This is a genomic window from Exiguobacterium profundum, from assembly GCF_042652865.1.
GTDB lineage: Bacteria > Bacillota > Bacilli > Exiguobacteriales > Exiguobacteriaceae > Exiguobacterium > Exiguobacterium profundum.
Genome location: NZ_JBHSHG010000004.1, coordinates 188,276 through 210,489, shown reverse-complemented (window position 1 = coordinate 210,489; position 22,214 = coordinate 188,276). Strand labels below are relative to the sequence as shown.

Here is a 22,214-nt window from a genome sequence, read left to right as displayed (position 1 = left end):
TTTCCCTTTGAGCAATCAAGAAAGACCCCTCAGAGACGATGAGGTAGATAGGTCATGGGTGGAAGCGTGGTGACACGTGGAGCTGAATGATACTAATCGGTCGAGGCTTTGATCTAGTCTAATGGTTTGTGTTGATGAATCCTCAGTTTTCAGGGAACAAGCCCTGTAGAGTCTGGTGGCGATAGCGAGACGGCCACACCCGTTCCCATGCCGAACACGGAAGTTAAGCGTCTCAGCGCCGAAAGTAGTTGGGGGATCTCCCCCTGTGAGGATAGGACGTTGCCAGGCAAACGGTGGTTCTGGAGCATTCGCTCAAGGGCCGCCGTTTTTTCATATCATCGATTCAGCTTAGTGGAAGAGAGGACGTAAGAAGCAATGGCTAAGAAGATCAAAGTATATGTCGAACCAAATGAAACGGTCAGTGAATGTTTAGATCGAATCAATGAAATGGGTTATCGTCCTATACGCCGTATTGAAAAGCCCGTCTTTGAGCAAACGGGAGCCAAAGATGAACCTGTCCATTCCCATCAATCGATTTTATTTGAATGCGTCTCTAAAGAATCCTAATGCCAAGTCGTCACACTATCTGTGTGACGGCTTTTTTATGTCTTTAACTAAATCAGGCGAGAATTCTCCCTCCTCTAAGCGCCTCGGGCCGTAGCCCGCGTAGGTGGGGGATGAATCGCCCAATCCAATAGTCTTCTCCTCCTGTGACAGATGTGACGAACAAAGGTTCGGGATTCCGTCAGATTCTTCCTCTCCCTCCGCGGGTATCGGATGAGGAAGACACATCACGATCTTCTGAGGGGAGGAGGGACAGACATGCTGAAAGGCTACAAATACCGGCTCCACCCGACGGCGGTACAGGCCGAGTTCCTCATCAAGACGATCGGCTGCGCCCGGTTCATCTACAACAAGCTGCTCGAGGACCGGATCGCCATCCGCGAGGAGGCGAAAACGGGGACCGGGACGAGACGGAAACCGGCGACACCCGCCTCCTACAAGCCCCTGTTCCCGTTCCTCGCCGAGGCGGACAGCCTCGCGCTCGCGAACGCGAAGCTGAACCTCGACACCGCGTTCGCGAAGTTCTTCGCCGGGACGGGCGGCTTCCCGGCCTTCAAATCGAGACGGCGGTCGCGCGCCTCCTACACGACGAACAACCAGCACGGCACGATCCGCATCGAGGACGGCAAGGTGAGACTTCCTAAAATCGGCTTCGTGAAGTTCACACAACATCGTCCGTTCGATGGAATCATTAAGTCGGCGACGGTCTCGATGACGAGGACGGGCAAGTTCTTCATCTCCATCCTCGTCAATCAAGATGAGGAAAAGTGGATCCCAGTCAAGAGCAAGGTCGGGATTGATCTCGGCCTGGAGCACTTCGCCGTCATGACGAACGACGCGATGGTCTCGGAGAAGATCGACAACCCCCGACTCCTCCGGAAATCCGAAGCGAAGGTCAAGAAGGCACAACGCGCGCTGTCACGCAAGATGGCCGGGAGCCGGAACCGAGAGAAGGCCAGGCTGATCCTCGCCAAGAGACATGAGAAGATCGCCAACCAACGCAAGGACTTCCTTCACAAACTGTCGAGACGGATCGTTGACGAGAACCAAGTCATCGTCGTGGAGACATTGAAGTCGAAGGACATGATGCAAAACCATAAGCTCGCCAAGTCCATCGGGGACGTCAGTTGGTACGAGTTCGTCCGTCAACTCGAGTACAAGTCAAACTTCTACGGACGGACGCTCATCAAGGCGGATCAATGGTTCGCATCTACGCAGATCTGTTCTTCTTGTGGCGAGAAAGGTCAGAGGAAGACGATAGATGTCCGTAAATGGACATGTGCCTGTGGCGCGCATCATGACCGTGACATGAACGCGAGCATCAACCTGTTGATGTTGGCAAACTAAAACGAATTCCTTCAGGGTGGGAACCACCCGACGAGCTTGGTAAACAATCGTGGCTAATAAAAGTACGGTCTTCCCAAGAAGCTCCCACTTCAATTTGCGAAGCAAATAAGTGGCGAGTAGTTCACTTCTCTTGCAGCGACTTCTTCCAATGTTTCTCCGAGTTCCATCGATCCTCCTGGTAATCCCCAGTCAAGTGTATCCGATCGGAATTGCATCAGTACCTCTTTCTTTTGATTGATGACCAAAATGGTTGCTCCCACACTGATAATCGGACGATTCCCAATCACTTCCCGTAAACTTGCGATGTAACTCATCTAACTCCCCCTTTTCAATAGCATACATTACCGAAGATGATTATGCTGATAACGTCTAAAAAGCGAACGATAAATATTCAGACAATTAAAATGTTCGCAGTTTATTGACATGTTTTCAAAGAACAAGGTACGATAGGCGTGTGAGATAAGAAAAATAAATAGTGCTCCATATAATCGCAAGGAAATGGCTTGCAAGTTTCTACCTGATCACCGATTCTGATCAGACTATGGGGTGTAGCGGACGTGTATTTGTCATGCCTATACCCTAAACTGATTGTCGGTTTAGGGATTTCTTTTTGTAAGGGGGACATTGGGAATGAACGTAGCAGTTGGAGTAATCATGGGAAGTTCATCTGATTGGGAGACGATGAAACATACATGTGACGTGTTGGATGAATTACAGATTCCATATGAAAAACAAGTCGTATCAGCTCACCGTACACCAGACCTTATGTTCGAATATGCTGAAGAGGCACGAAGCAGAGGCATCCAAGTGATCGTTGCGGGTGCTGGTGGGGCAGCCCACCTTCCTGGAATGGTCGCTGCGAAAACAACACTTCCTGTCATCGGTGTCCCGGTAAAGTCGAAAGCACTCAATGGAATGGATTCGCTCCTCTCCATTGTTCAGATGCCTGCAGGAGTTCCAGTAGCAACTGTTGCCATCGGAAAAGCGGGAGCAACGAATGCAGGGTTATTGGCTGCTCAAATCCTCAGCATCCACTCCACAGACATTACAAATCGACTTGATGCATTTCGTGAGAAGAAACAAGAGATGGCGATTCGAGGAACGGAGGAGTTGGTCTGATGAGAATCGGAATTTTAGGTGGAGGACAACTTGGCCGGATGATGTCTCTTAGTGCGAGTGCAATGGGATACACGACACTTTGTCTCGATCCAAACCCAGATGCACCGACTGCTCAAGTGGCAGATTCAATTGTTGCCTCATTTAATGATGTCGATGCCGCAAAAGAACTCGCTGCTCGTTCAGACGTTGTGACTTATGAATTTGAGAACATCGATACGGAAATGATTGCAGCCATCGAAGAAAAATGTCCACAAGGTATGGACGTATTGAAGGCGACGCAACATCGAATTTTAGAGAAACAGATGATTGAATCAGCAGGACTACGTGTCGCACCGTATGTTTCGGTACGTACGGTTCGAGATGTACGGCAGGCATATGAGAAGCTCGGCTTACCATTTGTCATCAAAACGTGTCGCTTCGGTTATGACGGGAAAGGGCAGACGGTCATTCGGTCGGAACATGACCTTCAGACATTCGTTGAACATTTTGTCGAGCAGGAATATGTCGCCGAAGCTTGGTTGCCATTTGAAAAAGAAATTTCAGTCATTGTGACGAGAGGGTATGACGAAACGTCGACATTCCCAATCAGTGAAAACATTCATCACAACAACATCCTACATTTATCGATTGTACCGGCTCGCGTATCAAATGAGATTCAAGAGGATGCAAGACACCTCGCTCTCCAGCTTGCAGACCATATCGGCTTAATGGGAACGCTCGCTGTCGAGCTGTTCGTCATGGCGGATGGCCGTCTATATGTGAATGAGCTTGCGCCGCGTCCGCACAACTCCGGGCACTACACGATTGACGCTTGTGAAACCTCACAATTTGAACAACACATTCGAGCCGTGACCGGGATGCGCCTTGGACGGACGAGATTGACATCGCCTGTCGTCATGGTCAACCTTCTCGGCGAGCATATGCCACGACTTCATGTCAAAGCATTGCCATCGAATGTTAAACTACATCTGTATGGAAAAGATGAAGCGAAGACAGGTCGCAAAATGGGACATTTGAACGTCCTTGGTGACACGGTCGAAGAAGCGCTTCATACCATCGAACAACTGGCAATTTGGAAGGAGACCGTTTTATGATTTCACGCTACACCCGCCCAGAGATGGCAAACATTTGGACTGATCAAAACAAATTCGAGGCTTGGTTAAAAGTTGAACTTTATGCCTGTGAGGCTTGGAGTGAACTCGGTATCATCCCGAAAGAAGATGTACAAGTTCTTTGGGACAAGGCATCGTTCGATGTTGATCGCATTCTAGAGATTGAACAAGAGACACGTCATGATGTGATTGCGTTCACTCGTGCCGTTTCCGAGACACTCGGAGAAGAGAAAAAGTGGGTACATTACGGATTGACGTCGACGGATGTCGTCGACACGGCACTCTCGTACTTAATCAAACAGGCGAATGATCTTTTAGAAGCCGATTTAGATCGCTTCATCGGTATTCTCGCAGAAAAAGCGAAGGCACATAAGTATGACATCATGATGGGACGTACCCATGGCGTTCACGCGGAACCGACCACGTTCGGTCTGAAGCTCGCCCTCTGGTATGAAGAGATGAAACGAAACAAAAAACGCTTCATGGCAGCTCGCGAAACGATTGAATTCGGGAAGATGAGCGGAGCGGTTGGGACGTTTGCGAATATCGACCCGTTCATCGAGTCATACGTCTGTGACAAGCTCGGTATCCAAGCTGCACCGATTTCGACACAGACACTCCAACGTGACCGTCATGCCGAGTACATGTCAACACTCGCATTGATTGCCACATCGATTGAAAAGATGGCAACCGAGATTCGTGGACTTCAAAAAACAGAGACACGCGAAGTGGAAGAGTTCTTTGCGAAAGGACAAAAAGGGTCTTCTGCGATGCCGCATAAACGTAATCCAATCGGTTCTGAAAATATGACGGGTCTTGCACGCGTCATTCGCGGTCATATGATGACAGCATACGAGAATGTCCCACTCTGGCATGAACGTGACATCTCGCACTCATCAGCAGAACGAATCATCATTCCGGATGCGACGATTCTCCTCAACTACATGTTGAACCGTTTCGGTAACATCGTGAAGAACTTGACGGTCTTCCCGGACAACATGCGCCGCAATATGGACCGTACGTTCGGGATCATCTTCTCGCAACGGATCTTACTCGGTCTCATCGAGAAGGGCTGGTCACGTGAAGCAGCATACGACGCGGTTCAACCGAAAGCGATGCAGGCATGGGAAGAAGAGACGATGTTCCGTACATTGATTGAAGAGGACAAAGAGATGGGCGCACTCTTTACGAGTGAAGAGCTCGATGAGTTGTTCGACCCGCGTTATCACGTACGCCGTGTCGATACGATTTTTGAACGCTGTGGTTTGTAATCGTTGAGGGGCGACAAGCCCCTCTCACTTTTAAGGGGGAACGGTTCAGATGAAAGCAATTTATGAGGGCAAGGCGAAGGCGTTATTTGAGACAGAAGAAGCGGGTGTGCTTCGTGTGTACTATAAAGACGATGCGACAGCATTCAATGGAGAAAAGAAAGAGTCGATTGATGGGAAGGGGATTTTAAACAATGCCATCACGACCCAGTTGTTCGAATTGATGCATGACAACAAGATTCCGACGCACTTTATCAAACAAATCTCAGACCGGGAACAGTTGGTCCGCCGTGTCGACATCATTCCGTTAGAAGTGGTCGTCCGCAACGTCGCGGCCGGTAGTCTGGCGAAACGTCTCGGTTGGGAAGAAGGAACACCGCTCCTCGCACCGATTGTCGAGTTTTATTATAAGGACGATGCGCTTGGGGACCCACTCCTCACGGAGGATCATATCCGATTATTGCAAGTTGCTACACACAAAGAAGTCGAAACATTGCGACAACTCGGGCTTTGGGTAAACGATGTCTTGCTCGATTTCTTTGGTCAACACGGCATCGACGTGATCGATTTCAAACTAGAGTTTGGAAAAGTGGATGGGACGATCATCTTGGCGGATGAAATCTCACCGGATACGTGCCGCCTTTGGGACAAAGAAACGAAACAAAAGCTTGATAAAGATGTATTCCGTCGCGATTTAGGTTCTTTGACTGAGACGTATGGACAATTGTTAACACGCATAGGGGGAAACGGACAATGAAAAAAGTAAACGTGTATGTGACATTACGTGAAAGTGTACTCGACCCACAAGGAGTTGCCGTAAAAGGCGGGCTCGAACATCTCGGATTCGCTGGAGTTGAATCGGTGCGCATCGGGAAAGTGATCGAGCTTCAAGTAGCGGACGACACGACAGAAAACATGGTCAAAGAGATGTGTGAGAAGTTACTCGTCAATACGGTCATTGAGAATTATGAAATCGAGATGGGGGTACTCGCATGAAGTTTGCGGTCATCGTCTTTCCAGGATCAAACTGTGACCTCGACATGTACCACGCGGTAAAAGATGTGCTCGGGGAAGAAGCGGAATACGTGTTCCATACAGAGACTTCACTTGAAGGATTCGATGGGGTCCTCTTACCAGGCGGTTTCTCATACGGAGACTATTTGCGCTGCGGGTCAATCGCCCAGTTTTCACCAATCATGGCTGAAGTGAAGCGTTTCGCGGAAGAAGGACGCCCGGTACTCGGGGTATGTAACGGATTCCAAGTGCTCGTCGAAGCGGGACTCCTTCCAGGCGTATTGATGCGAAACCGCGATTTGAAATTCATGTGTAAGACCGTCGACCTCGTCGTCGAAAACAACGAGACGATGTTCACAAGTGAGTACGCGGCACAGGAAACGATTCGCGTACCTATCGCACACGGTGAGGGCAACTACTACTGTGATGATGCGACACTTGCGGCATTGAAGGCAAATGGCCAGATTGCGTTCACCTATAAAGAGAACCCGAACGGATCGGTCGAAAACATCGCCGGCATCACGAACGAGGCAGGGAACGTACTCGGCATGATGCCACACCCGGAGCGTGCGGTCGAAGCGTTGCTCGGTGGGGAAGACGGTAAACGGTTATTCACGTCAATCGTAAAATGGGGGGCACGACATGTTACTTACAACTGAACCGACAGCTACACAAATCCGTGATGAACGGATCTATGCCACGATGGGATTATCGGACGACGAATACGCGCTCGTCGTCTCACTGCTTGGCCGGGAACCGAATTATACAGAGATCGGTCTCTTCTCGGTCATGTGGTCTGAACACTGTTCGTACAAAAACTCGAAACCGGTGCTCCGGAAGTTTCCGACAACCGGCAAGCACGTCTTACAAGGACCGGGAGAAGGGGCTGGAATCGTCGACATCGGAGACGGCCAAGCCGTCGCCTTTAAAATCGAGAGTCATAACCATCCATCCGCGATCGAGCCTTATCAAGGAGCGGCGACTGGGGTTGGCGGAATCATCCGTGACATCTTCTCGATGGGCGCCCGTCCGATTGCTTTATTGAACTCACTCCGTTTCGGAGATTTGAACGAATCACGTGTGAAACATTTATTCGGTCATGTCGTATCCGGCATCGCTGGATACGGGAACTGTGTCGGCATCCCGACTGTCGGTGGGGAAGTCGCCTTTGACCCGGCTTACTCAGGAAACCCACTCGTCAACGCAATGTGCGTCGGCTTCATCCGTCATGAAGACATTCAAAAAGGAATCGCGGAAGGTGTAGGGAACTCGGTCATGTACGTCGGAGCAACGACAGGACGTGACGGAATCCATGGTGCCACGTTCGCTTCTGAAGAACTCGGGGAAGACGCGGACGAGAAACGTCCAGCCGTCCAAGTCGGAGACCCGTTCATGGAGAAGCTCTTGATCGAAGCGTGTCTCGAAGTCATCAAGCACCCGGCGCTCGTCGGGATTCAAGACATGGGCGCAGCCGGATTGACGTCATCGTCAGCAGAGATGGCATCGAAAGCAGGGATGGGAATCGAGATGAATCTAGACCTCGTCCCACAACGTGAGACAGGCATGACACCTTACGAGATGATGCTATCGGAATCGCAAGAGCGGATGCTTCTCGTCGTCAAAGCTGGACATGAAGACGAAATCGAAGCAATCGTCACGAAGTGGGGACTTCATGCAGTCAAAGTCGGAGAAGTCATTGAAGAAAAAGTACTTCGTCTCGTTCATCAAGGTGAAGTCGCGGCGGAAGTACCGGTCGATGCACTCGCCGAAGACGCTCCTGTCTATCATAAACCGTCTAAAGTCCCGGCATATTACGAAGCATTCCAAGCGATGGAGCCGGTCACACCAGTTGTCGAAGATGTGATGGCGACATGGAAAGACGTCCTTGCGATGCCGAGCATCGCCTCGAAACGTTGGGTGTATGAGCAATATGACCATATGGTACAAACGTCGACAGTCGTCGCACCGGGTAGTGATGCCGCAGTCATTCGCATTCGTGAGACGGAGAAGTCGCTCGCGATGACGACGGACTGCAACGCAAAATATGTCTATCTCGATCCACGTGTCGGTGGAGCCATCGCTGTCGCGGAGGCGGCGCGAAACATCGTCGCAAGTGGTGCAGAACCACTCGCTTTGACGGACTGCCTCAATTTCGGGAGCCCGGATAAACCGGAAGGGTTCTGGCAGCTCGATCAAGCCGTCGAAGGAATGGCAGAAGCGTGTCGTACGCTTGATACGCCGGTCATCGGTGGGAACGTATCGCTGTATAACGAATCGAACGGACAAGCCATCTACCCGACACCGGTCGTTGGAATGGTCGGACTCATCGAAAAACCAGAACATATTACGACATCGTTTGCGAAACAAGCGGGAGACGTCGTCTTCTTACTCGGTGAGATAAAAGCAGAATTTGGCGGAAGTGCCCTTCAAATGTTGCAAGACGGAAAAGTGAGCGGTCATGCACCGACACTCGACCTTGAAGAAGAACGTCAGACACAGAAGGTATTGCTTCACGCGATCCGTGAAGGTCTGGTCACGGCGGCACACGACGTGTCAGAAGGTGGTCTTGCGGCAGCGTTACCGGAACTGGTCTTTGGAACAGGGTTCGGCATGGACGTGACGATCGACACAGACCTTGTGACGGCACTATTTAGTGAATCCCAGTCACGTTTCCTCGTGACAGTAGACAAGGCACATGCCGAGTCATTCGCGCGCATGACGAACGGGACAGCAATCGGGACAGTGACAGAAGCCCCGACCCTTGTCGTTCGCGCAAGCGACCGCTTGATTGAAATGGACGTGAAAGAGTTGGAACGTGTATGGGAAGGAGCTATTCCATGTTATATGACATCCGAGGCATGAACGAGGAGTGCGGCGTCTTCGGTGTGTTCGGTCACATCGAAGCCTCACACCTTGCCTATTACGGACTGCACAGCTTGCAACACCGTGGCCAAGAAGGAACGGGGATCGTCACGGCAGACGGAGAACGTCTCCATGCGAAACGAGGACTCGGTCTCGTTACCGAGGTGTTCGATGAGACGTCACTCGACACACTCACGGGGAATCATGCGATTGGGCATGTCCGCTACTCAACGGCAGGCGGCAATACGTTAGAGAACGTTCAACCGCTCCATTTCAAGTCGTTGACTGGGGATTTGGCGATGGCGCATAACGGAAACCTCGTGAATGCGAACGAATTGAAACATATGCTCGAAGCGGAAGGCGCGATCTTCCAGACGACATCCGACACGGAAGTCGTGGCTCACCTCATCAAGCGAAGTCGCGGCAATTCGTTGAAAGAACGAATCGCCGACAGCTTGGCTCGTCTCGTAGGGGCATTCGCTTTCCTATTCTTGACGGAAGATGCACTGTACGTCGGTGTCGACGTGCATGGGTTACGTCCATTGTCACTTGGGCAAACCGAAGACGGGGCTTACGTGTTCGCTTCGGAAACGTGTGCGTTTGACGTCGTGGGGGCGACGTACGTACGAGATGTTGAACCAGGAGAATTGCTCATGGTCACGAATGAAGGGATCACGTCGGAGCGATTCAGTGAAGCGGCAGTCCGTGCCATGTGCTCAATGGAATACATCTACTTCTCACGACCGGACTCTATCATCGATGGCATCAACGTGCATACGGCACGTAAGGCCATGGGGAAAAAGATGTTTGAAGAAGCACCGGTCGAAGCGGATGTCGTGACAGGTGTGCCGGATTCGAGTATTTCTGCGGCAATCGGCTATGCTGAGGCGAGCGGAATTCCTTACGAAATGGGACTCATTAAAAACCGTTACGTCGGACGGACGTTCATTCAACCGTCCCAGGAATTACGGGAGCGCGGCGTGAAGATGAAGTTGTCAGCGTTACGCGGTGTCGTAAACGGGAAACGCGTCATCATGGTCGATGATTCCATCGTCCGTGGAACGACGAGTCGCCGAATCGTCACGTTACTTCGAGAGGCAGGCGCGACAGAAGTGCATGTGCGCATCACGTCACCACCAATCAAACATCCGTGTTACTACGGAATCGATACATCCACCAAGGAAGAGTTAATTGCGGCAACCAAATCCATTGAAGAAATCAGAGAAGAGATTGGTGCCGATTCACTAGCGTTCCTCACATTGGATGGAACGGTCGAAGCCATCGATCGTCCATTTGAAGGAGCACTACGCGGGCAGTGTGCTGCATGCTTCACGGGACTTTATCCGACTGAACTTGCAGAACTCGTGACAGAGACAAAGGCTTAAGGGGGAAATGCAATGAGCGTTCGTTATGAACAAGCGGGTGTGAATTTAGAAGCAGGGTACGAGGCCGTATCCCGTATGAAACGTCATGTTGCTCGGACAATGCGTCCGGAAGTGATGACAGGACTCGGTAGTTTCGGAGCGATGATTGATCTCGGTTCGATGAACATGAAACACCCGATTCTCGTGAGCGGGACCGACGGGGTCGGGACGAAACTGAAATTGGCGTTCGCGCTCGACCAGCATGACACGATTGGAATCGACTGCGTCGCCATGTGCGTCAACGATTGTCTCGTGCATGGGGCAGAACCGCTCTATTTCCTCGACTATATTGCGACCGGGAAAGCAGAACCGGCTAAACTTGAGCGAATCGTCGCCGGTGTTGCGGAAGGATGTGTCCAAGCCGGCTGCGCCCTCGTCGGTGGCGAAACCGCTGAAATGCCAGGGATGTATCCGGATGGCGAATATGATATTGCTGGATTTGCGGTCGGTGTCGTGGAGAAAGAAAACTTGCTCGACGGTTCGACGATTCAGGATGGAGACGTTGTGCTCGGACTTGCCTCTTCAGGCGTCCACTCGAATGGATTCTCGCTTGTACGTCATATTGTTGAATCACAAGGTCTTCATTATACGGATGAGATTGCGATGCTCGATACGACACTCGGGAACGCCTTGCTGTTGCCGACACGGATTTATGCCGAAGCGGCGAAAGCGGCGATTTCGACAGGGAAGGTTCAAGGGATGGCACACATCACAGGTGGTGGCTTCTATGAGAATGTCCCTCGCATGTTGCCAGAAGGTCTCGGCATCACGTTCGATGCCTCGAGTTGGCCGAGTCTTCCTGTATTCGACTGGCTCGAACAAGTCGGGAACATCTCGAAGCAAGAAATGTTCAACGTCTTCAATATGGGGATCGGTTATATGATCACGGTACGTCCTGAAGACGTGGAACTCGTCGAAGCGGCGCTTGAACGTGTCGGGGAGACCGCGCACCGAATCGGGAAAGTCGAGAGTCGTCCAGGCATCCGGATCTCAGGAGTGGACCAATGAAACGATTTGCTATCTTTGCGTCAGGATCGGGAAGTAACGCCGAAGCGATTTGGCAAGCAATCACCGATGGTCATTTGTCTGCTGAATGTGTGTTGCTCGTGACGGACAAACCAGAAGCTGCTGTTCTCGATCGAGCGGAGCGTCACGGGATTCCGAATTTTTCGTTTACACCGAAGGCGTACGCGTCAAAAGAAGAGTTCGAGGAAGAAATTCTCGTCCTTCTCCGTACGCTTCGTGTAGACTATATCGTGTTGGCGGGGTATATGCGCTTGATCGGAAATGTGTTACTATCCGCATATCCGAACCGTATTCTAAACATTCATCCATCGCTTTTACCCGCTTTTCCAGGTAAAGACGCGATCGGACAGGCGCTTGACGCCAACGTACCGACGAGTGGTGTAACCGTTCATTATGTGGATGCGGGGATGGACACGGGTCCGATCATCGCACAGGCGTCCGTCGAGATTGAAGGGTGTGACCGCACCGAGGCGACACGTCGTATTCAGACGATCGAGCACCAACTGTATCCGCGCGTATTACAACAAGTGTTGAATCAACAGGAGGTTTTCAAGTGAGAGCATTATTAAGTGTTTCTGATAAAACGGGAATTGTCGAACTCGCAACCGTCTTGCATGAGGCGGGCATCGAGCTCATCTCAACAGGTGGGACCGAGGCGGCGCTTGAGCAGGCGGGATTACCAGTCAAAAACATTTCAGAAGTGACATCGTTCCCTGAAATGTTAGACGGCCGTGTCAAAACGTTGCACCCACTCGTTCACGGGGGATTGCTCGGACGTCGCGACCTTGATACGCATGTCGCACAAATGAAAGATCATCACATCGAACCAATCGATTATGTGGTCGTCAATCTGTATCCGTTCAAAGAGACGATTGCAAAAGAAAATACGACATACGAAGAAGCGATTGAAAACATTGATATCGGTGGACCGAGCATGCTGCGTTCAGCTGCGAAAAACCATGCGAGTGTCACCGTCGTCGTGGACCCGAGTGATTACACACTCGTCGCTGATGAAGTACGTGGAGGTGGTACATCGTTTGAAACACGTCAACGTCTCGCGACGAAAGCGTTCCGACATACGGCTGCCTATGACGCATTAATTGCCGACTACTTAGGTCGTCAAATCGGCGAAACGTTCCCAGAGCAGTTGACGGTCACGTATGAAAAGGTTCAAGACCTTCGTTATGGAGAGAACCCACACCAACAAGCGGCGTTTTATAAGACACCGTTATATGACGGGATGACACTTGCGAATGCGACACAGCTTCACGGGAAAGAGCTCTCGTATAACAATATTCAAGATACGAATGCAGCACTTGAAGCACTCAGTGAATTGACTGAGCCGGCGGCAGTCGTCGTCAAGCACATGAACCCATGCGGCGTTGCAGTCGGACGGACGATTTCTCAAGCGTTCGAACGTGCCCATGTTGCCGACCCGGTCTCCATCTTTGGTGGAATCGTCGCCTTAAACCGTGAAGTCGATCTCGAAACGGCGGATGCCCTTCGCAACATCTTTTTAGAGATCATCATTGCTCCATCCTTTAGTGAGGCAGCACTTGACCGATTGAAAGAGAAAAAGAATCTTCGTTTGTTGACGTTAGATATGGGACAGATGACAGGCATGCGCCTCACGGCTGTCGCGGGAGGATTGCTCGTACAAGACGGGGATGACATGACACTCGATGATGCCTCATGCCAAATCGTGACGGATCGTCGTCCGACAGCATCAGAATGGGAAGATTTGAAGCTTGCATGGCGTGTCGTCAAGCATGTCAAATCGAACGCTATCGTCGTCGCAAAAGACGAAACGACGATTGGAATCGGTGCCGGACAGATGAACCGCGTCGGTGCAGCAAAAATCGCTTTCGAACAAGCTGGAGAACGCGCGACAGGCGCGGCTCTCGGAAGTGATGCCTTCTTCCCGATGGCAGATACGGTCGAAGCGGCAGCGGCAGCGGGAATCACGGCCATCATCCAACCGGGTGGGTCGATTCGCGATGCCGAATCGATTGAAGCGGCAAATCGCCATGGTATCACGATGGTATTTACATCAGTCAGACATTTCAAACACTGAGAGGGGTTTGCGTCATGAACGTATTGGTCATCGGTCGAGGAGGACGCGAGCATGCGCTCGCGTGGAAGTTGAAACAAGATGGGCATCACGTCTTCGTTGCACCGGGCAACGACTTCATGGAAGGGATGACGTGTGTGTCGATCCATGAAACAGACGTGGAGGCGCTCGCCCATTTCGCAGAAGAGAACGAGATCGAATGGACGATTGTCGGACCGGAGTCGTCACTCATGGCAGGAGTCGTGGATACGTTCCGTGCCAAAGGACTGAACATCTTTGGACCGACGAAAGCGGCTGCCTTACTCGAAGGAAGCAAGGCGTTCGCAAAGGAAGTCATGATGGAAGCCGGGATTCCGACAGCGGCATACGAGGCGTTCACAGAAGCGGAATCGGCGCTTGCCTATATCGAGAAGTTAGGGGCACCACTCGTCGTCAAGGCGGACGGATTGGCGGCCGGTAAAGGCGTCACGGTTGCATTCACGGTCGAAGAGGCGGAAGCTGCCGTACGTGATATTTTCACGACGGATAAATTTGGGCAACAGTCACAAGTCGTCATCGAAGAGTTCCTCGATGGGGAAGAGTTTTCGCTCATGGCGTTCGTCTCGGGAGAGCGTGTCATTCCGATGATCACCTCGCAAGATCATAAACGTGCCTATGACGGTGACAGGGGACCGAACACGGGTGGTATGGGCGCTTATAGCCCGATGCCACATCTTTCAAAGGACGTGTATGAGGAATCGGTGAAGACCGTATTAGAACCACTCGCGCAGACGATGGTCAAGCGAGGCACTCCATTTGAAGGATTCTTGTACGCCGGTCTCATCTTGACGGCGAATGGACCAAAAGTCATCGAATTCAACGCACGTTTCGGTGACCCGGAAACAGAAGTCATCTTGCCGAACTTGAAATCGCCGCTCCTGGACGTGATTGAAGCGGTCGTTCGACAAGAATCGTATTCGGTTGAATGGATTGACGGATACACGATGGGTGTCGTCATTGCGGCCGAAGGGTATCCGGACCGACCGATCACGGGCCAGGTGTTATCAGGATTTGAGTCGCTTCCGAAAGATGTGCTGGTCTTCCATGCCGGCACGACAAAGAAGGGCGATCAAGTCGTAGGGAGCGGAGGTCGTCTACTTGTTGTGACGGCGACGAAGCCGAGACTGCTTGAGGCGAAAACGGCTGTGTATGCGGCGATTTCACAACTCGATTTACCTGAGACGTTCCACCGAACGGACATCGGGTCACGGGCGTTCACGCAGATTATTTGAAGGATGGGTCAACCCATCCTTTTTTTCATGCGAAAAAAAGGAAATGCCGATATCCTGTTCTACAATAATAAAGTAGCTGGAAGAAGGAGGGTGGTCGGCCTGCGTGTTCAAACAAAATTATTTATTGCGATAGCCGTGAACATCGTACTCTTCATCGGTGTCATTTTATTCGTCATCAAACCGTATTTTGTAGAGAAAAGTATTGAACAGGATAGGGCGATGACCCGCGATCAAATCGAAAGTGTGTCAGAAGTGTTCGCCAATCACCGACTCATGCTCGAACGGATTCTTGTCGATTGGTCAGTCTGGACGAACGCCTATGATTTTGTTCAAAATCAGAATGAAACATTCATTGAAAATAACATGGGGGAAGAGACACTCGAAAACTTGGGGGTCGGCGCAATGATTTTCCTCGACCGTGATCGAGAGGTCGTCTACTCGGAGTTTACTCAATTTTATGAATTAGATCGTGAAGAGGACAAAGAGACATTTACGAACGACTTGATCCGTTACGTCAACTCGTCAGGAATCAAACAAAGTGCGGTGTATGGCACCGATTTCGGTCCAGTCGTCTTCATGAGTCATCCGATTTTGAGAAGTGATGGGACAGGAAAGCCGGGTGGGACGCTCGTACTCATTCAAAAAATCGGTCCAGACTTCATGGCCGCGATGAGTGCCCAAGCAAAAACGAAATTATCGATCAGTCCTCTTTCACACCGGCAGTTGACGGTCGATGAAGACAATCAATTTGCACGTGTCTCGTTACCGCTTCAATCCGTCTATCAAGATGCGAACTGGGAACTCAACTTCTCGGTGAAACGAACGTACTATACCAATACACAGACCATGTTAGAAACGGGGATGCTAGGGCTGCTTGTGCTCGGTCTTGGTCTATTGTTGACACTGTTTTGGTCGGTGAATCAAATTGTCACGAAACGATTGATGGGCATCGTCAACGAACTCAAATGGATCACGAAAGAACGGAATAGTCGGTTACGGATTCAGTTGCATCCAAATCAACAAGACGAGATTGAAGAGATGGCGATCAGCATGAACGAGGTGCTCGATGCACTCGAACAGACACAAAAAGAATCGTTGACGCGTGCCTTCCGAGATTCTTTGACCCGTCTTCCGAACCGCTTGGCAGTCGAAGAGATGTTCGTGAGCTTACCGGACACGACCCGATCGATTGGAGTGATGGGAATCGATCTCGACAACTTCCGCCGGATCAACGATCAATTTGGTCAGCGTACGGGAGATGCGATGCTGACGTTCTTTGCCTCTCGTTTGATGTTTTATAAAGAGGATGGCTTCGTTGCAAGAACCGGAGCGGACGAGTTCATCTTGATTCATTCGGAATGGACGACCAAGGAGCTCATGATTATCGCGAATCAATTAGTGAAAGATTTGCGCGAATGGGGTTTGAAGCAAGGGATGAACCATTTGACCTTAAGTATCGGCATCGACGAATTGACAGGACCCACGCATCATTCCTATGAGGTGATGATGGCGCGACTCGATGTCGTCTTACACGAAGCCAAAGCATCCGGGAAAGATCAGATTCTTTCCTATCATGAGATTGAAGATGGGAGTCACTACTTGCAAGCGCTCGAGATGGAACGTGATTTACGTCATGCGTTGCGTCATGATGAGTTCGAACTCTATTACCAACCAATCGTCTCTCCGCAGCCGTTTCAAGTAAGAGGAGTCGAGGCGTTGATTCGCTGGCACCATCCACAGAAAGGGTTCGTTTCTCCCGGTGTGTTCATTCCGGTTGCGGAGCAACTCGGGCTCATCTCAGATGTGGGACGCTGGGTGCTTGTGCGCGCCATCACTGAGATTCAAGAGTACGCAGAGCGGTTTGATTTGTTTTTATCGATCAACGTATCGAAACGTCAGATTTTAGACGACTCGTTTTTAGAAGCGTTGGAGGAGACGCTCGCTAAGACAGGATTTCCCCCACACCGGTTGCATGTGGAAATCACAGAGAGTGAGGTCGGTGGGAATGTGTATGAACTTCAACAGTTCATTCAAGCGTTAAAGGCCATCGGGGTCAAAATATCACTCGATGACTTCGGTGTCGGGACATCGTCACTTTCATACCTGCAATCCCTGCGTCTCGACATCGTTAAAATCGATCAGAACTTCGTGAAAGGGATTCCGGAGAATAAGTTTGACCGCGCGCTGTTAGAAGGGCTGTATCAAACTTTCCAAACGCTTGGACTCGAGATCGTCACGGAAGGGGTCGAGCGACCGGAACAGCTTGCGTTCGTATTAGAATATAGTGGTTCGCTCATTCAAGGTTATCATTACAGTAAACCGATTCCGGTCGATCAATTGCACCTGTACTTACGAAAAACGGTCATGACTCAAATTTGATGTAGGCGACTCTTCATAGGGAGAGTCGTCTTTTTTTGTGAAAAATATATGTGAAATTTGTTACAATAGGGAACATAACTTGCGAGCCATTCAGAGAAAAGGTAAACTTGAAACAGGGAAAGAAAACGCTTTCAAAACTATTTTTTAATAGCTTTGCAAGGGAAAAGGGAGGATTGGGTTCGATGCCAACAAAAAGAACGGCGCGGGCACCGTGGTCTAAAGTGATGATTCGTTCACAACTTGAAGTCGTAGATCGATTGCGACCACCTTCGCTCGTCTTACAAAACGCAACGTATTTGAACGTTTACGTAAAACAATGGAGAACCGCGAATATTTGGATTGAGGGAGATCGCATCGTGTATGTCGGTCCAGACTTACCAGAATCAGCGGTCGAAACGGTCGATGTGACAGGAAAGTATATTGTACCTGGGTATATCGAGCCTCACGCTCATCCGTTTCAATTATACAATCCGGCGACGTTGTCAAAATATGCAGGAGAGCGTGGAACGACGACGCTAGTCAATGACAACATGCTGCTTTTTTTACAAGAGAAAGAGCAAGCGTTTGCGCAGCTCGATGCGATTCAGCAATTACCGACGAGTACGTATTGGTGGGCACGATTGGATACGCAAACGGAGCTGGACCGAGAGAGCGTGGCTGTCGACTCGGAACGCATTCACGAGTGGTTTAACCATCCGGACGTCGTCATGGCAGGTGAATTGACGGCATGGCCACGCGCCTTGAAGGGCGATGATGAGATGCTTCAGTGGATGCTTGACGCTGAGACGTGCGGTTTACCGGTCGAGGGACATTTTCCGGGGGCGTCGCCGAAGACATTGACTAAAATGGCGTTGATGGGAGTACACAGCGACCATGAGGCGATGACGGCGGAAGAGGCGTTCAATCGATTGGAACTAGGTTATACGACGACGCTTCGACATTCCTCGATTCGTCCGGACCTGCCGGAGATGATTCGTGACCTATTGGCGAATGGATTGACGGCGTTCGACCATCTCATGGTGACGACGGACGGTTCGACACCGGGCTTTTATGAGGACGGCATGCAGGATGCTCTCGTCCGCATTTTGATCGAAGCGGGATTACCGGCCATCGAAGCCTACCGGATTGTCTCTCATAACGTGGCTCGTCATTTTGACCTCGATCATATTTTAGGTGCAATTGCGCCAGGCCGCATCGCGCATTTGAACATTCTAGATGCCATCGAGGAACCGCGTCCGACGGCCGTGATCGCGAAAGGGCAATGGATTTATCGTGATGAAGTATCGCTTTTCCCGAACGAATTAGTGGAAGCAGTCCTCGACATGATGCCGTCGACAGACGTTTCAATCGAGCTTACGCCACAAGACTTGTCCTTCAGCATGCCGGTCGGACTCGACATGATCAACTCGGTCATCATGAAGCTGTTTAAAATTACGCATGACACGGGTCAAGATGAATTACCGCGTGATGGAGACGAATCGTTTCTCATGTTGCTTGATAAAGAAGGGAAATGGCGATTGAACACAGTCCTGAAAGGATTCGCTCGAGATTTTGGTGGACTTGTCAGTTCGTACTCGATTAGTGGGGACTACTTGATTCTAGGAAAATGTAAACAAGATATGTTACAGGCGTTCAAACGAATGAACGAACTTGGAGGCGGGATTGTCCTCGTAGACCAGGGCGAAATTGTTGCGGAGATTCCGTTGCCACTCTGTGGGATGACGTCGACGGAGCCACTTGAAGTGCTCATCGGTCAAGAGAAACAGCTGCGAGACGAGCTCATGGCGAGGGGCTATCAGTTCGAAGACCCGATCTATACATTACTATTTTTAGCGTCTACCCATTTGCCGTATGTTCGGGCGACACCTCTCGGCATTTACGAAGTCATGAAGAAACAAGTACTATTTCCTGCGATTTTGCGATGAATAGTTGAGTCCAAGGCGCCCCTGCTTTAGAATGATAAAGAAGTATGAGTAGAGAGGATGCTTGCGGATGCAACTCGATAAATTACGAGGTCGAGAGCTTGATCAATTGTTTGAAGCGATTTTGAAGCTCGAGACACTCGAAGACTGTTATCAATTATTCGAAGATTTAGCGACTGTTAATGAAATTCAAGCACTTGCGCAACGACTTGAAGTGGCGCGGCAAATTCGTGAAGGAAACACGTATCATAAAATTGAGGATGCGACAGGCGCCTCAACGGCCACGATTTCACGTGTGAAGCGATGCTTGAACTATGGGACAGGCGGATACGATCTCGCTCTTGAACGTCTACAACAAACAAAAGGTGACTCGTAAGAGTCATCTTGTTTTTGATGGAGGGGAGGGGCGAGATGCAACAGAAATTCATGAAACAGAACTTACAATTGTTCTTTCGAAATTTAACACCGGTTCAAACACTCGTATTAATTTATAGTGCGGCAGCGATTTTATCAGTTTTGCTTCTCGCCTTACCAATCGCCCACAAGCCCGGAGTGACGATCACATTTACCGATCTTGTCTTCTTTGCGGTGAGCTGTGTCAGTGTCACCGGTCTGACACCGATTGTAGTCACCGATACCTTCTCCACGTTCGGCTTATTTATCATCCTGTTCATCGTCCAAGTGAGCGGTGTCGGATTGATCAGTTTGCACGTCATCATGTGGATCTTACTTGGGAAACGAATTGGGTTTAGGGAAAGACAACTAATTTTACGCGACCAAAACCAGACGTCGATGTCTGGTATCGTCAAATACATCACGGAAATCGTCATCACCGTAATCGCCATTGAAGCGGTCGGTGCCGTCTTGCTCGGGGTCCATTACTTAAATTATTTTGATACCGCCGGAGAAGCCTTCTTGCAAGGATTGTTCGGGTCGGTCAGTGCGACGACGAATGCCGGGTTTGACATTACGGGAAGTTCGCTCGCACCATTCCGTGAGGACCCGTTCGTCATCTTTACACAAATCGCGCTCATGACCGGTGGTGCCATCGGATTCCCGGTGCTTGTAGAAATTCGAACGTACTTGGTGAGCCGAATCACTCGAAAACGTCATACGTTCCCAAGTCGATTCTCTTTGTTCACGAAATTGACGGTTTCAACCTTCTTTATTTTGATTGCTGTCGGTACGGTCGGCTTGTTCATCTTTGAATACAACAATGCCTTTAAAGACTTGCCGCTCTGGTTGGCACTTTCGGATTCGTTGTTCCAATCCGTGACGACACGAAATGGTGGTCTATCGACGGTAGATGTCAATCTATTCTCTGAAGCGAGCATGTTGCTTCTGTCCATCCTTATGTTCATCGGGGCGTCTCCATCGTCTGTCGGTGGGGGGATTCGGACGACGACGTTTGCTGTAGCCGTTCTCGCTGTCATCGCCTTCATTCGCGGGGACTCGTCCATTAAAATTTTCGGTCGTGAAATCGTCCTTGAAGATATTTGGAAAGCGTTCGTGATCATTACGGTCTCGCTTGCCGTGTTACTATCAGGTGTCATGGTCATGGCTTATTTTGAGGATGCTTCGTTGACACGAATCTTATTCGAGGCGTGTTCTGCGTTCGGGACGACGGGCCTATCCGTCGGATTGTCCTCCGAATTTAGTAACGTTGGAAAATGGGTGTTGACGATTCTCATGTTCATCGGTCGGATCGGCGTCATCGCCTTCATTCTCATCCTGCAACGGAGACAACCGAAGCGGATGTATAACTATCCGAAAGAATCAATCATCTTAGGATAAGGAGATTGTCATATGAAAGCATTTTGGATCAACTTCGGATACGTCTTTATTGTTCCGGTTCTTCCGTTTATCGCCATCGTCAATGGAACGGCGCTCTGTTCACCGGACTCGCCGCTCCTTGACATACCGGTGCTCGGATTCTTTTTAGCGAATCCGCTCTGGTTCGTCCCCGTTTACGGTCTATTCGCCTTGCTTGTTGCGAAATGGTTGACGGATCGGGAACGAAATCGTACGGTACGTTCGTGACTTGCTTCGGCAAGTCTTTTTTTGTTGGGGAGATGCACGGGAGGAAAAAAATCGATACACTAGAGAAGGATTCGATAGGAGGGAATGAGTTGGAATTTCAGACGTGGCGACATGTGTTTAAACTAGATCCGAATAAGGAACTCACAGATGAGGCGCTCGAGGTCCTCATCCATTCTGGGACCGACGCCTTTTTGATTGGAGGAACGGATGGGGTTGATGCAGAGAATACATTTGCGCTATATGCGAGAGTCCGAGATGCCGGGATTCCAATCGCACTTGAGATTAGTCATCCTAGTCAAGTCATCCACGGATTCAATCATTACTTCGTGCCCACCGTGCTGAATGCGGGAACTCCGGAATGGATCATTGGACATCATGCTCGTGCGTTTGAACGATACGGCCATTTCTTTGATGACCGTCTTGTAACGGCTCAAGGGTATCTCGTCTTGAACCCGGACGCGAAAGTCGCTGACGTGACGGAAGCACGATGCGATTTGACGATCGAAGAGTCCGTGGCATACGCGGAAGTTGGACATCACTTGTTCCGTCTTCCCTCGCTCTATATCGAATATAGTGGACGACTCGGGAATCCTGATGTCGTCAAAGAGATTCGTTTGGCGTTACCTGATGCACATCTCTTTTACGGTGGTGGCATCGAGGGAGAAGAGACGGCACGATTAATGGGTGCACATGTCGACACGATTGTTGTCGGCAATATCATTTATGAAGACTTAGCTGGAGCACTTGCGACTGTACGAGCACTCCGATAAAATAAGAACAAACGTTTGGAACAAG

The 22,214-nt window shown here is 50.3% G+C and carries 20 protein-coding genes, 2 rRNA genes, 1 pseudogene and 1 riboswitch; of the genes and pseudogenes, 22 read left to right on the top strand and 1 reads right to left on the bottom strand.

The genetic code is table 11. The annotated features are described in order from the left end of the window. The 4 genes from ACFO4U_RS13520 to tnpB all read left to right on the top strand — a co-directional run. A 23S ribosomal RNA gene (locus tag ACFO4U_RS13520) occupies positions 1-116 on the top strand; the annotation flags it as partial. Between the two features lie 55 nt (positions 117-171). Beyond that, a 5S ribosomal RNA gene (gene rrf, locus ACFO4U_RS13515) occupies positions 172-288 on the top strand. Positions 289-375: 87 nt separating this feature from the next. Further along, positions 376-567 carry an NETI motif-containing protein gene (locus tag ACFO4U_RS13510; RefSeq protein ID WP_015880702.1) on the top strand — a complete coding sequence of 64 codons (192 nt, stop codon included), beginning with the start codon at positions 376-378 and terminating at the stop codon, positions 565-567. Between the two features lie 255 nt (positions 568-822). After that, positions 823-1,911: an IS200/IS605 family element RNA-guided endonuclease TnpB gene (gene tnpB / locus ACFO4U_RS13505; RefSeq protein WP_215244312.1), complete on the top strand. Its 1,089-nt coding sequence runs from the start codon at positions 823-825 to the stop codon at positions 1,909-1,911. A gap of 122 nt (positions 1,912-2,033) precedes the next feature. Here tnpB and ACFO4U_RS13500 read toward each other — a convergent pair. Beyond that, positions 2,034-2,225 (bottom strand): annotated as a pseudogene (locus tag ACFO4U_RS13500) (NUDIX domain-containing protein); the annotation flags it as partial. 146 nt (positions 2,226-2,371) lie between these two features. After that, positions 2,372-2,473, top strand: a riboswitch (purine riboswitch). 68 nt (positions 2,474-2,541) lie between these two features. Here ACFO4U_RS13500 and purE point away from each other — a divergent pair. The 18 genes from purE to pcrB all read left to right on the top strand — a co-directional run bounded on the left by purE (position 2,542) and on the right by pcrB (position 22,189). Continuing rightward, positions 2,542-3,030 carry a 5-(carboxyamino)imidazole ribonucleotide mutase gene (gene purE / locus ACFO4U_RS13495; protein WP_214691430.1) on the top strand — a complete coding sequence of 163 codons (489 nt, stop codon included), beginning with the start codon at positions 2,542-2,544 and terminating at the stop codon, positions 3,028-3,030. Beyond that, entirely contained in the window at positions 3,030-4,124 is a 1,095-nt protein-coding gene (purK, locus tag ACFO4U_RS13490) for a 5-(carboxyamino)imidazole ribonucleotide synthase (protein ID WP_215244313.1), read from the top strand. Before purE ends, purK begins: the two co-directional genes overlap by 1 nt. Further along, the gene (gene purB, locus ACFO4U_RS13485; protein ID WP_015880706.1) at positions 4,121-5,413 is read left to right on the top strand and encodes an adenylosuccinate lyase; all 1,293 of its coding nucleotides are present in this window, start codon (positions 4,121-4,123) and stop codon (positions 5,411-5,413) included. Before purK ends, purB begins: the two co-directional genes overlap by 4 nt. 49 nt (positions 5,414-5,462) lie before the next feature. Beyond that, positions 5,463-6,167, top strand: coding sequence for a phosphoribosylaminoimidazolesuccinocarboxamide synthase (gene purC, locus ACFO4U_RS13480; protein WP_015880707.1), 705 nt, complete (start codon positions 5,463-5,465; stop codon positions 6,165-6,167). After that, positions 6,164-6,406: a phosphoribosylformylglycinamidine synthase subunit PurS gene (gene purS, locus ACFO4U_RS13475; protein ID WP_159563481.1), complete on the top strand. Its 243-nt coding sequence runs from the start codon at positions 6,164-6,166 to the stop codon at positions 6,404-6,406. Before purC ends, purS begins: the two co-directional genes overlap by 4 nt. After that, the gene (gene purQ, locus ACFO4U_RS13470; protein WP_015880709.1) at positions 6,403-7,083 is read left to right on the top strand and encodes a phosphoribosylformylglycinamidine synthase subunit PurQ; all 681 of its coding nucleotides are present in this window, start codon (positions 6,403-6,405) and stop codon (positions 7,081-7,083) included. The genes purS and purQ overlap by 4 nt, the downstream gene beginning before the upstream one ends. Continuing rightward, positions 7,067-9,286 (top strand): phosphoribosylformylglycinamidine synthase subunit PurL, encoded by a 2,220-nt coding sequence (gene purL, locus ACFO4U_RS13465; RefSeq protein WP_215244314.1) that lies wholly within the window; start codon positions 7,067-7,069, stop codon positions 9,284-9,286. Before purQ ends, purL begins: the two co-directional genes overlap by 17 nt. Beyond that, positions 9,262-10,671: an amidophosphoribosyltransferase gene (gene purF, locus ACFO4U_RS13460; RefSeq protein ID WP_074037835.1), complete on the top strand. Its 1,410-nt coding sequence runs from the start codon at positions 9,262-9,264 to the stop codon at positions 10,669-10,671. The genes purL and purF overlap by 25 nt, the downstream gene beginning before the upstream one ends. Positions 10,672-10,683: 12 nt before the next feature. Continuing rightward, positions 10,684-11,718, top strand: coding sequence for a phosphoribosylformylglycinamidine cyclo-ligase (gene purM / locus ACFO4U_RS13455; protein ID WP_074037834.1), 1,035 nt, complete (start codon positions 10,684-10,686; stop codon positions 11,716-11,718). Next, positions 11,715-12,293 carry a phosphoribosylglycinamide formyltransferase gene (purN, locus tag ACFO4U_RS13450; RefSeq protein WP_214691434.1) on the top strand — a complete coding sequence of 193 codons (579 nt, stop codon included), beginning with the start codon at positions 11,715-11,717 and terminating at the stop codon, positions 12,291-12,293. Before purM ends, purN begins: the two co-directional genes overlap by 4 nt. Further along, entirely contained in the window at positions 12,290-13,810 is a 1,521-nt protein-coding gene (gene purH, locus ACFO4U_RS13445) for a bifunctional phosphoribosylaminoimidazolecarboxamide formyltransferase/IMP cyclohydrolase (protein ID WP_215244315.1), read from the top strand. Before purN ends, purH begins: the two co-directional genes overlap by 4 nt. 14 nt (positions 13,811-13,824) lie before the next feature. Further along, on the top strand, positions 13,825-15,078 hold the full coding sequence (gene purD / locus ACFO4U_RS13440) for a phosphoribosylamine--glycine ligase (protein ID WP_215244316.1): 1,254 nt from the start codon (positions 13,825-13,827) through the stop codon (positions 15,076-15,078). 90 nt (positions 15,079-15,168) lie between these two features. Further along, positions 15,169-17,457 carry a bifunctional diguanylate cyclase/phosphodiesterase gene (locus ACFO4U_RS13435; protein ID WP_215244317.1) on the top strand — a complete coding sequence of 763 codons (2,289 nt, stop codon included), beginning with the start codon at positions 15,169-15,171 and terminating at the stop codon, positions 17,455-17,457. A gap of 182 nt (positions 17,458-17,639) precedes the next feature. Further along, on the top strand, positions 17,640-19,382 hold the full coding sequence (locus tag ACFO4U_RS13430) for an adenine deaminase C-terminal domain-containing protein (protein ID WP_074037830.1): 1,743 nt from the start codon (positions 17,640-17,642) through the stop codon (positions 19,380-19,382). A 67-nt stretch (positions 19,383-19,449) separates the two neighbouring features. Further along, positions 19,450-19,755: a YerC/YecD family TrpR-related protein gene (locus tag ACFO4U_RS13425; RefSeq protein ID WP_015880718.1), complete on the top strand. Its 306-nt coding sequence runs from the start codon at positions 19,450-19,452 to the stop codon at positions 19,753-19,755. A gap of 35 nt (positions 19,756-19,790) precedes the next feature. After that, positions 19,791-21,173 carry a TrkH family potassium uptake protein gene (locus ACFO4U_RS13420; RefSeq protein ID WP_074037829.1) on the top strand — a complete coding sequence of 461 codons (1,383 nt, stop codon included), beginning with the start codon at positions 19,791-19,793 and terminating at the stop codon, positions 21,171-21,173. 12 nt (positions 21,174-21,185) lie between these two features. Continuing rightward, the gene (locus ACFO4U_RS13415; RefSeq protein ID WP_214691439.1) at positions 21,186-21,419 is read left to right on the top strand and encodes a hypothetical protein; all 234 of its coding nucleotides are present in this window, start codon (positions 21,186-21,188) and stop codon (positions 21,417-21,419) included. An 89-nt stretch (positions 21,420-21,508) separates the two neighbouring features. Further along, positions 21,509-22,189: a heptaprenylglyceryl phosphate synthase gene (gene pcrB, locus ACFO4U_RS13410; protein ID WP_215244318.1), complete on the top strand. Its 681-nt coding sequence runs from the start codon at positions 21,509-21,511 to the stop codon at positions 22,187-22,189. Positions 22,190-22,214: the final 25 nt, after the last annotated feature.